Annotated in this window: 9 protein-coding genes and 1 pseudogene; 7 read left to right on the top strand and 3 right to left on the bottom strand. The window is 49.7% G+C overall.

Annotated elements, in window-relative coordinates; translation table 11 throughout:
* The first annotated feature begins 48 nt into the window (after nt 1-48).
* From ACOJS8_RS20895 to ACOJS8_RS20880, 4 genes and pseudogenes are all read left to right on the top strand, one after another.
* Nucleotides 49-645 carry a c-type cytochrome gene (locus ACOJS8_RS20895; RefSeq protein ID WP_420150493.1) on the top strand — a complete coding sequence of 199 codons (597 nt, stop codon included), beginning with the start codon at nt 49-51 and terminating at the stop codon, nt 643-645.
* Nucleotides 642-1,919 (top strand): annotated as a pseudogene (soxC, locus tag ACOJS8_RS20890) (sulfite dehydrogenase). The gene ACOJS8_RS20895 and the pseudogene soxC overlap by 4 nt, the downstream one beginning before the upstream one ends.
* 101 nt (nt 1,920-2,020) lie before the next feature.
* Nucleotides 2,021-3,448, top strand: a complete 1,428-nt coding sequence (locus ACOJS8_RS20885; protein WP_420150492.1) for a phytoene desaturase family protein — start codon at nt 2,021-2,023, stop codon at nt 3,446-3,448.
* Nucleotides 3,449-3,569: 121 nt separating this feature from the next.
* Nucleotides 3,570-3,893 (top strand): potassium transporter KefB, encoded by a 324-nt coding sequence (locus tag ACOJS8_RS20880; protein ID WP_420150491.1) that lies wholly within the window; start codon nt 3,570-3,572, stop codon nt 3,891-3,893.
* Between the two features lie 76 nt (nt 3,894-3,969).
* On the opposite strand, the gene purQ is transcribed toward ACOJS8_RS20880, so the two are convergent.
* Nucleotides 3,970-4,656, bottom strand: a complete 687-nt coding sequence (purQ, locus tag ACOJS8_RS20875; protein WP_420150490.1) for a phosphoribosylformylglycinamidine synthase subunit PurQ — start codon at nt 4,654-4,656, stop codon at nt 3,970-3,972.
* Nucleotides 4,657-4,957: 301 nt separating this feature from the next.
* Here purQ and ACOJS8_RS20870 point away from each other — a divergent pair, with 301 nt between their 5' ends.
* Together ACOJS8_RS20870 and ACOJS8_RS20865 are read left to right on the top strand one after the other, a co-directional pair.
* The gene (locus tag ACOJS8_RS20870; protein WP_420150489.1) at nt 4,958-5,557 is read left to right on the top strand and encodes a hypothetical protein; all 600 of its coding nucleotides are present in this window, start codon (nt 4,958-4,960) and stop codon (nt 5,555-5,557) included.
* Nucleotides 5,558-5,834: 277 nt separating this feature from the next.
* Nucleotides 5,835-6,929 carry a fasciclin domain-containing protein gene (locus ACOJS8_RS20865; protein WP_420150488.1) on the top strand — a complete coding sequence of 365 codons (1,095 nt, stop codon included), beginning with the start codon at nt 5,835-5,837 and terminating at the stop codon, nt 6,927-6,929.
* A 96-nt stretch (nt 6,930-7,025) separates the two neighbouring features.
* Here ACOJS8_RS20865 and ACOJS8_RS20860 read toward each other — a convergent pair whose 3' ends face one another.
* A complete protein-coding gene (locus tag ACOJS8_RS20860) occupies nt 7,026-7,952 on the bottom strand; it encodes a bifunctional metallophosphatase/5'-nucleotidase (RefSeq protein WP_420150487.1) in 927 nt (308 codons plus the stop codon).
* Complete coding sequence (locus ACOJS8_RS20855) at nt 7,930-8,673, bottom strand: 5'-nucleotidase C-terminal domain-containing protein (protein ID WP_420150486.1); 744 nt, start codon at nt 8,671-8,673, stop codon at nt 7,930-7,932. The genes ACOJS8_RS20860 and ACOJS8_RS20855 overlap by 23 nt, the downstream gene beginning before the upstream one ends.
* 125 nt (nt 8,674-8,798) lie before the next feature.
* On the opposite strand from ACOJS8_RS20855, the gene ACOJS8_RS20850 reads away from it, so the two are divergent.
* A partial coding sequence (locus ACOJS8_RS20850) for a LacI family DNA-binding transcriptional regulator (RefSeq protein WP_420150485.1) occupies nt 8,799-9,791 on the top strand: 993 nt, incomplete at its 3' end.

Below are 9,791 nucleotides of genomic sequence, written 5' to 3'. Positions count from 1 at the left end.
CGTATTAACGGTCGGAGAATAGGCGTATCACAAATAAAGTTATTGTCGATGAGCAGCTACAAGTGTAGTGTCTGGTTGATTAGCGCCTTCGTCGTGGTAACGCTGGATAGCTGTTTTCAGGCAAGTGGTAAGGCTAACGTACCACATTCCGAATCCAAATCTGATACGTTGCCGAACCGCTTTGGATTCGGGCGACTGGCTACCCAGGCGGAAATTACCCGACTCGATATTGATGTTCGGCCCGATGGAAAAGGCTTGCCGCCCGGCGAAGGACGTGCTGCTACGGGAAAAGCGATTTTTGCCCAGAAATGTGCGGCCTGTCATGGGGCTGGCGGAGTGGGCGGACCAAACGGTTCGCTGGTTACGACTACCGACGCGACCAGAAAACGGCCTGAAAAAACGATCGGAAATTACTGGCCTTATGCCACTACAGTATTCGATTACATTCGCCGGGCAATGCCGTTTAGTGAGCCGGGTTCGCTGACCAACGAGGAAGTTTATAACCTGACAGCGTATTTGCTGAATGCCAACGGAATCATCGACGAAAAAGCCGTCATGAACGCCCAAACGTTGCCTAACGTAGTGATGCCCGCGCAAAAATTGTTCGTGCCTGACGACCGGAAAGGTGGACCGGAAATAAAATGACGAAAAAACGCATTCATATCGACCAGCTTACGAGTCGAATCTCGCGTCGAACTATGCTGGGTGGAGCCGCAACGGCCGCCGTAGCCATTGTCCAGACGGCATCGGGAAAAACGCTTCAGGCGGGTGTTTCCGTTGCTGAGCTGATGCCTGACGATCCAACAAAGAGAATCGGTACGTTGGCTGGTGAAGTGGGTACGCGATCCTCCTTTGAGAAAGTTATCAAGAAACCATCTGATATTTCGTCGCGGTCGCCTTTACAGGATTTTTACGGAATCATTACACCATCTGATCTGCATTTTGAACGGCATCATGCAGGCGTTCCGGCTATTGATCCGGCCAAACACGAATTATTAATTCATGGGATGGTCGACAAGCCGTTGATCTTTAGCGTTGCGGATCTGAAACGATTTCCGTCGGTTTCGCGGATTGCGTTTCTGGAATGTTCGGGTAATTTCAGAACCGGCAAAGAAACCATGAGTCCGCAGGATGTTTGTGGACTTACGAGCCAAAGCGAGTGGACGGGCGTTAAACTGTCGACGCTATTTCGCGAAGTCGGTGTCAAACCGAACGCTACGTGGTTTCTGGCGGAAGGGTCCGATGCTGCGGTGATGACCCGAAGCGTTCCCGTAAAAAAAGGCTGGGAAGATGCCATTATTGCTTATGCCCAGAACGGCGAAGCGCTCCGACCTGAGCAGGGTTATCCGGTACGCCTGTTTTTGCCCGGCTGGGAAGGGAATACGTCCGTCAAATGGTTACGCCGACTTGAATTGTCGGACCAGCCGTTTATGACTCGCGAGGAAACGTCGAAATAAAACGAACCCATCAAAGACGCCGAACGCGGCCCGGGCAAATACCGGCAGTTCAGTTTCGACATTGATGCCCGGTCCATCATTACGTTTCCATCATACCCGAAAAAAGTGGAGAAAGGCTGGATCGAAATTCGGGGTATTGCCTGGAGCGGTCGTGGAAAAGTAGCACAGGTAGAAGTAAGTACGGATGCTGGTAAAACCTGGCAGCTGGCTACGCTGCAGGAACCTGTTCTGGACAAAGCGCATACAGCCTTTCGCTACGTATGGCGCTGGAACGGCGACGAAACCGAAATAATGAGCCGCGTTACGGACGAAACCGGCTATCGGCAACCCACGTTGAAGCAATTGATTGACGCACGGGGTGGCGATGCACTTGGTTATCATTTTAACCCGATCACTGCCTGGCAGATCAAGCCAGACGGGAACGTATTGTTTAAACCCGAACCGTGGCAGACGTATCGTTAACGCGTGCTTATCCAGAGGCTCATTATCGCCAATACGGAATAGCCGGAACGGTTACGAAGGGTTAGGTTGTTACAGAATTACAGTTCATTAACGCCCAGTAGATGGCTAAAACCGAATATGATGCCGTGGTTGTCGGCTCAGGCCCTAACGGGTTAAGTGCAGCCATTACCATGCAACGTGCCGGACTGTCGGTGCTGCTGCTGGAGGGTAAAGAAACCATTGGCGGAGGCTTACGGTCAGCCGAACTGACGCAGCCGGGTTTTGTGCATGACGTCTGTTCGGCCATTCATCCGATGGCCGTTGGCTCGCCTTTTTTTCAAACATTACCGCTGACTGATCATGGGTTGGAGTTTATTGATCCGCCCGTGTTGTGCGCTCATCCGTTCGATAATGGAACGGCCGCTACGTTACGTTCCTCGTTGAGTGAAACGGCTGAGTCTCTTGGTGTTGATCAGCAGACGTACCGTTCTGTGTTTGAACCGCTGGTGAAGCAATGGCCGGGTATGGCGCCTGATATTCTCGGACCGCTACGTATCCCCAGGCATCCAATTGACATGGCCAGTTTTGGACTCGATGCGTTGCTGCCCGTTACGCAGTTCGTCAAGCGGTTTAAAACGGGGGAAGCACGAGGATTACTGGGGGGCATGGCCGCTCATTCCATTCAGCCGTTGACTAATCTTACTACGTCGGCTATTGCGCTGGTTCTGATGACAGCCGGCCATTTGTATGGTTGGCCCATTCCGAAAGGAGGTTCACAGACAATTGCCAATGCGCTGGCTTCTTACTTCCGTTCGATTGGGGGGAAAATTGAGACCGGCCGATTCGTTCAATCGATGCAGGATGTTCCATCGACGCGGGTTGTTCTGTTCGACGTAACGCCGAAGCAGTTACTACGTATTGCCGGAGATCGGTTTTCAACGCTTTATCAGAAGCAACTGGAACATTACCGCTACGGAATGGGTGTTTTCAAAATTGATTGGGCGCTGGACGGTCCAATTCCGTTCACGGCTCCCGAATGTCGGCAGGCTGGAACGGTGCACATTGGTGGTACGTTCGAGGAGATTGTTCAGTCTGAGCAACTTGCTTCGTCTGGTAAACACCCAGAGCGTCCGTTTATTTTGTTGGCCCAGCAGAGTATTTTCGATCAGACCCGCGCTCCTGGAGGCAAACAGACGGCCTGGGCGTATTGCCACGTACCAAACGGCTCATCGGTGGATCGGACGGACGTTATTGAGAAACAGATCGAGCGATTTGCCCCCGGTTTCCGCGATCGGATTCTGGCGCGTCATGCCATGAATTCGGTACAAATGGAAGCTTATAATCCGAATTATATTGGGGGGGATATAAACGGTGGTGTTCTGGATATCAGGCAGTTGTACACACGTCCGGTTCTTAGCCTGTCGCCCTATAAAACATCGGCGCCGGGTATTTTTATCTGTTCATCGTCTACACCGCCGGGTGGGGGAGTGCACGGCATGTGCGGCTATCATGCTGCCCGCGCTGCATTACGAGATGGATTTGGGCTCTAGCTAGCTAAATTTTTTTAGGTAATTCGTTTGGTGGTTTGAAAAGCAATTATGTACTTTGAATTACAAAGTACTTTTTTAATGAAATTGTAATAGATCTAAAACCAGTCAAAACGGAACAAGTATGTACGAACATCAGTCCCTCCCAACGCCATCTCCTGGCTTTCGCGCACTCGTTGGTGCCTCCATTGCTTTTGTCCTGATTAGCATTTTTTTGCTTGGTGTGAAAAACCCTGATCCAAACTGGCCCAGGTTCTGGATGATCAGACCGTTGGTTATCGTTCCACTAGCCGGTGCGGTAGGGGGTATCTGTCACTACGTTCTGGATTATCTGCGGCACCAGAAAAGGTGGAACAAACTGTTGATTACTATAGCGAGCCTGATTATCTACGTTATTGGACTATGGATTGGCACCGTTTTAGGATTAGATGGCACGTTGTGGGATTAAATTCACTGGTTTGGTCATAAAAAATCCCCAAAGTCAGACTTTGGGGATTTTTTATGACTGCTGATAGAGGGAAGTATTACACTGGAACGGCTTTTAGAAGCTGCTCCAGAATTAGCCGACCATCAGTATTGCCGAGGACTGGGTCAGAAGCCCGTTCGGGGTGGGGCATCATGCCAAAAACATTCTTGGCTTTATTAGTAACACCCGCGATGTTATCCAGACTGCCGTTTGCGTTGAATTCTTCCGTAACGATACCGTTTTCATCGCAGTAGCGGAACAGCACCTGATCATTGTCGTTCAATTCTTTCAACGTATCGGCATCCGCAAAATAACGTCCGTCGCCGTGGGCGATTGGGATTTTATAAGCTGCTTTATCAAGGCCAGCCGTCAGCAGTGCATCTTTCGATTCAGGCTTCAGGTAGATATTCTTACAAACATATTTCTGACTGCTGTTCTGGAGTAATACGCCTGGCACCAGCCGAGCTTCGGCCAGAATCTGGAAGCCATTGCAGATACCCATCAGATAACCACCCCGATTGGCGTGAGCGATCACCTCATTCATAATCGGCGAGAACCGCGCTACGGCCCCTGTCCGGAGGTAGTCGCCATAGGAGAAGCCGCCCGGCAGGATAATAAAATCGCAACCTTGCAGGTCATGATCTTTATGCCAGAGTTTAACGACCTCCTGGTCCATTAAGGTGAGGGTATCTACTGCATCCTGATCGCAGTTTGAGCCGGGAAAAACGACAACGCCAAATTTCATTGATTAATGAGCATTTGAGTGAATGAGCGATTGGTCGGGCCGCCGGTGCGGAGAATGATCTAACGTCAGCTCGTTCGCTCTTTTTATTATACGACAAAGATAACAGGTCAGAACGTACTTATACGATTCAATCGCCGTCTATTACAGCTAAAACAGAAAGAATTACCGCTCAGTAACTTCACTATTTAGTTGGCGAGTCTGACGAATTTACTTTGTTACGTTATCGCAGGGTGGGAAAAATTGTACAGCAAAAATCCCCAGCGCGAAACGTACTTCCCGCTTTTAACCCATATACCACACCATGAATAATAAATTACTCGGTACACTGGCCCTGATCGGGGCTCCTTTTCTGTGCATCAATACGTACATCCACGTTCCTGACCCGGATGCGCATGTCTACGTTACCGACTCACTCAGTGGCTTCTTCGATTTACTGTATATATCGGGCTGGCTCTGTAGCATTCTGGCGCTACGTCGAATTGGGGCTGCGGGCCATGATCGCTTCGGACGTATTATTCTTCAGGTGAGCATTGTATCCCTGGTGCTGGCTAATATCTGGAACGTCTACGAGATAATTCTTCCAAATCATAACACGACGCTCTACTACGTATTGGACTGCTTCTGGCCGCTTAGCAACGTAATTATGCTGGGTGTTGGCATCGCCGTTATACGAGCAAAAAAATTAGCTGGCTGGAAACGCTACGTTCCCCTGCTGTGCGGTTTATGGCTGCCGATAACCGCCCTGTTGTCCTTCACGCTGCCAACTATTGCGTTTACTGTATCGAACATATACACGGCCATTGCCTGGACGCTGCTGGCTGTCGTTGTGCTGACCAGCAGAGAGAATCGCCACGTGTCAGCAGGCCATTCCGGATACGATCTGGACATATACATGCACTAAGTTAAGCCGACTTTTATTTGGACCATTCGATAAAAAACTAATGTGGTTTGTACAATACGGCTGGTTAACAGAAAAGGCTGATTTTGTACTTTTTATGGATACTTTCAGTAGGTTTCCTGATTGGAATAGGTATAAGTTACAATGTCCCGCTGAGTCGGAAAAATGAAACATAGTTCGTTAAGGTACGTTTCTCACTAGAAAGTCTTGCATATATCTCAGTAAACGCTGGATAAAAGACTGATTGTGTGCTTATCTTTTCATTTAAACGACTTAACGTATGGATCATCCGAAAAATGCTTATGTACGCCAGGCAATGTTTTTCTTAATGCTGGCAATTGCACCTTTCTTCTACAGCTGTAACAATAACACCCCCGAACCCGATGGCAGTACCACCACACCGCCGGGTTCGGGAACGGCAACAACGCCGGGCTCAGGAACCTCAACCAACCCTGGCTCCGGAACATCGACTAACCCCGGTTCGGGAACGTCGACAACACCGGGCAACGGCACTGTGGTTGTGGTGAGCGCGGTCGATTACATTTCGCAGAAAGACAATCTTAATTTCCTGGAAGCTGCCATTAAAGCGGCAGGGCTTACCAGCGAGTTCAACAAAAATCCTAATACAATTTTTGCTCCGTCCGACGATGCGTTTAAAGCCGCCGGTTATGCCAGTGAGGCTGCTGTTTCGTCGGCACCCGCAGCCGATTTGCAACGGATTCTGCGTTACCATCTGGTCGGCTCGCGAATTGATCAGTCGGCAATACCTACAAGAGTGAATACCGAATACCAGACAACGCTGGCTAACAACCAGGTTTCGGTGTACAAAGCCAGTATGACCGATATTAGTGTTAACCAGGCCAAAATTATTCAGGGCGATCTGCCGACGACAAACGGTGTTTTGCACATCATCAATCAGGTACTGATACCTGCAACCGTGAATCTGGCCAGTGCGGTTAAAAACAACACGAATCTTACGTTCCTGGCCGCTGCTGTTGAGCGAGCTGGTTCGAGTGTGCAGGATGTGCTGAATGGCGCCAGTCAGAACGGCTACACGCTGTTTGCTCCAACCAATGATGCATTTAAGGCCGCTGGTTATGCAAGCATAGATTCGATCAAGGTTGCCGATCAGAAGAAAATCTCGGATCTGCTGCTATATCACGTATTGAAATACCGGGCTTACGCAACGACATTCCAGAGCGGAGCTGATATTGTAACGGCCCAGGGAGCGAGCATTCGTACAAACGTAAGCAACGGCAAAGTAACAATAACGGGTAAAGGCAATGGCGCTAATGTCGCCAACGTTACGCAGGCCGACCAAACAGCGTCGAACGGCGTAATTCATGTGATTGACCGGGTTCTGCTGAGTCAATAGAGAAAATAAAAAGCAATGTGGTTATGTAGAATCAGAATTCTGATTCTACATAACCACATTGCTTTTAGATAATACTACCAGCGCGTTATACTACCGTTAATTCACGGGAATTGATTTTCCGGCGCTGGCTGTGGCCTTTCCTTTCTCAAAACTGAGGTCAAGGCGGCCCAGATAAATACCCGCAAAGCCAACCTGATTTACCCAGACGGGTTGACCATCCAGATTATTGACAACCACGGGAGCGTCCAGAAAGGTATGGGTATGTCCGCCGATAATCAGATCGATGTTTCGGGTTTTGGCCGCCAGTACGTTGTCGGAAACGGTCGCGTCATTGTATTTGAAACCAAGGTGCGACAGGCAAATAACGTAGTCACATTTCTCGGTGCTACGTAGTTTCTGAGCCGTATCGTTACCCAGTTCTACCGGATCGAGGTATTTCATCTCCCGGTATGCGTCTTTGGGAATCAGCCCTTCCGGTTGAATGCCTAACCCGAAAACCCCGACGCGAATCCCATCTTTTTCAAAAAGTTTGTACGGCATAGTTTTGCCATCCATCGCAGTGTTTTTGAAATCGTAATTGGCGATCAGGAATGGAAAACGGGCTTTGCCAAACTGCGTTACCATGTTGTCCATGCCCCCATCGAAATCGTGATTGCCAATTGTGCCTGCATCGTAGCCAAGCTGATTCATGGCCAGAATTTCGGGTTCACCTTTGTAGAGGTTAAAATAGGGGGTTCCCTGAAAAATATCGCCCGCATCGAACAGCAATAGGTTTTTCTGTTCCTGCCTGATTTTCTGAATCAACGTAGCACGTCGGGCTACCCCGCCTTTGCCCGCGTTGCGGCTGCCATCCATCGGAAATGGGTCCAGCCGACTGTGGACGTCGTTTGTGTGAAGAATAGTAAGTGACGTAGCGTTTCGTTGCCCTGTATGCGCCAGTACGTCAGGAGCGACTGAGCCCAGCACAGCGGCAGTACCCAGAAATTTCAGAAATTGGCGTCTATTCGATACGGATACGTCCATCGGAAGTTGGCGTTATGGGTTGACCGGCCTTGCCTAATTGACGGAAATAGTCGATCAGGGCATCGCGGATGAGATAATTGATATTTTCGCGCTTAACGGCATTTTGCAGAAAATCGGCACTATCGCCACCATTGGCGATGTAATCGCTTAGCGCCAGGGTATAAGTTTCGTTCGGCTGGAGCGTTCGGCCGTTGTTGAACGTAACGGCCTGCACCTGTTTGTCGTGAATCTTCACCCGAATGCCGCTCATCACCAATCCATGCCCGCTGGCAAAATGATTCAAAAACTGCTGAAGCATGTCGCCTGTCAGAGTCAGTACAACCAGCTGATTATCAAAGGGCATGACCTCGAAAACAGAGCCCGTTGTAATATCGCCTTTGGGCAGATTATCCCGAATGCCGCCGTAATTCAGATGGGCGCAGTCGATGGGTTTACCATACCGCTGGGTAGCCTGTTTCAGCAGGGCATCCGTCAGCAAATCGTTGAGGGGAGCATCGGGCAATCCTTTTTCGATAGAGCCGGTAGACGTAGCGAGGACCTCATTCATGGTTTTTTCGAGTCCCTGCCGATACGGTTTCAGAAAATTTGCGACACTGCTATCGGTAGCGGCCGTAACAGAATCGACACCGATACGTGCAGCCGTTCGGTTTGTGAGATGATAGCTACCGGGAGCGCAGGCCCAGAAGCTGGCTAGAACCAGCCATAATACGTGTTTTCTCATACGTAACGCAAGTTCGGAAACTCCGGGCAATGCTACGTTAATAAATTATTAGATCGTCGTCAGTAGTCTCATTTGTGTACCCTGACAGATTCTGTTTTAAGTTTACGCTTTAGGCAACTTCGCGCATGAAAGAATCCGTAACCATAAAAGAAATTGCCCGGCGATTAGCGATTTCCCCGTCTACCGTTTCCAGAGCGCTTCAGAATAATCCGCGGATTAGTCAGAAGACGCGCGAAGCTGTGCAACAACTGGCCATTAAGCTGAAGTATTTGCCCAATACCACTGCGCGAAACCTGAAGCGCGGCAAAGCGGGAATTTTTGCCATGGTTTTACCCGAAATTAAGGAGAACTTTTTTTCGGAAGTCGTCAATGGGGTGGAGGAGCTGGCCTTCAAGCACCAGTATACGATTGCGCTATACCAGTCGCATGATCTGTATGAGCGGGAGAAGCAGATTCTGAACGTACTGGCTCCCAATCAGGTCGATGGGGTGCTTCTGTCGGTTGCAAAGGAATCAGCTCAGTTTCAGCATATTCAGCACTTGATTGATCGGGGAATACCACTTGTTTTGTTTGATCGGATTCCGCCAAAAATTCAGGCACCTCAGGTTGGCTGTAACGTCGAGAAAGGCGCTTACGAAGCCACAAAATGGCTGGCCAGACGCGGTTGCCAGCGGATTGCGCTGCTGAATGGGCCGCTCGCGTTGGTGGCGAGTGAGGACCGATACCGTGGTTATATCACGGCGCTGCTGGAAGAGCAGTTGCCAGTCGAAAACGCCCTCATCAAACGGGTGGACCTGACTTTGGAAGACAATCGTGAGAAGATGAGGCAACTGCTGTCGTCGGTGTCCCGGCCAGATGCGGTACTCGCCTTCAACGATTACGTAGCGCTGGACGCCATGCAGGTATGCCGTAAAGCAGGTTTGCAGATTAATCAGGATATTTCATTTGTGAGCTTCGCTAATCTGCCGTTGACAACGTATCTGGAAAATCCGCCCCTGGCCTCTATCGAACAGCATCCTTATCAGATCGGACTGAAAGCGACTGAAATTTTACTGTCTATGACAAATGCCAACGTAGCGCAAAGAGATATGGATTTCCAACGGGTACTGCTTGAGCCT

Source organism: Spirosoma sp., from assembly GCF_048594605.1.
In the GTDB taxonomy this organism is placed as follows: domain Bacteria; phylum Bacteroidota; class Bacteroidia; order Cytophagales; family Spirosomataceae; genus Spirosoma.
This window is presented reverse-complemented; position numbering and strand designations above follow the sequence as displayed.

Excerpts from the sequence above, each read along its gene's own strand:
- ACOJS8_RS20895 (WP_420150493.1), top strand. The coding sequence starts at position 49 with ATGAGCAGCTACAAGTGTAGTGTCTGGTTGATTAGCGCCTTCGTCGTG.
- ACOJS8_RS20885 (WP_420150492.1), top strand. The coding sequence starts at position 2,021 with ATGGCTAAAACCGAATATGATGCCGTGGTTGTCGGCTCAGGCCCTAAC.
- ACOJS8_RS20880 (WP_420150491.1), top strand. The coding sequence starts at position 3,570 with ATGTACGAACATCAGTCCCTCCCAACGCCATCTCCTGGCTTTCGCGCA.
- purQ (WP_420150490.1), bottom strand. The coding sequence starts at position 4,656 with ATGAAATTTGGCGTTGTCGTTTTTCCCGGCTCAAACTGCGATCAGGAT.
- ACOJS8_RS20870 (WP_420150489.1), top strand. The coding sequence starts at position 4,958 with ATGAATAATAAATTACTCGGTACACTGGCCCTGATCGGGGCTCCTTTT.
- ACOJS8_RS20865 (WP_420150488.1), top strand. The coding sequence starts at position 5,835 with ATGGATCATCCGAAAAATGCTTATGTACGCCAGGCAATGTTTTTCTTA.
- ACOJS8_RS20860 (WP_420150487.1), bottom strand. The coding sequence starts at position 7,952 with ATGGACGTATCCGTATCGAATAGACGCCAATTTCTGAAATTTCTGGGT.
- ACOJS8_RS20855 (WP_420150486.1), bottom strand. The coding sequence starts at position 8,673 with ATGAGAAAACACGTATTATGGCTGGTTCTAGCCAGCTTCTGGGCCTGC.